This window comes from Pseudomonas sp. SIMBA_068, from assembly GCF_046534705.1.
GTDB classification, from domain to species: domain Bacteria; phylum Pseudomonadota; class Gammaproteobacteria; order Pseudomonadales; family Pseudomonadaceae; genus Aquipseudomonas; species Aquipseudomonas putida.
Map to the genome: position 1 here is coordinate 1 of NZ_JAWRYI010001842.1, position 230 is coordinate 230.

At 58.7% G+C, this 230-nt stretch carries 1 protein-coding gene; it reads right to left on the reverse strand.

Annotation, left to right across the window (positions count from 1 at the left end; translation table 11 throughout):
* A partial coding sequence (locus tag SB756_RS36140; protein ID WP_410914064.1) for a transporter substrate-binding domain-containing protein occupies positions 1-225 on the reverse strand: 225 nt, incomplete at its 3' end.
* Positions 226-230: the final 5 nt, after the last annotated feature.

Below are 230 nucleotides of genomic sequence, written 5' to 3' on the forward strand. Positions count from 1 at the left end.
GTCGAATTCGTTATGCACCCAGGTGCATTTGACCTCGAGCTTGGCGCAGATCGCATTGCCCAATTCAATATCGAAGCCTTGCAGGCTGCCGTCGGCGGCGACGGACTCGAAGGGGGGATACTCGGGGAACACGCCGAAGCGGATTTCTTTCCAGTCTTGCGCATGGGCGGCGGTGGCGCACAGTGGCAACAGCAATGCAGCGAAGAGTGATCGCAGTGAAGTCATGGTGG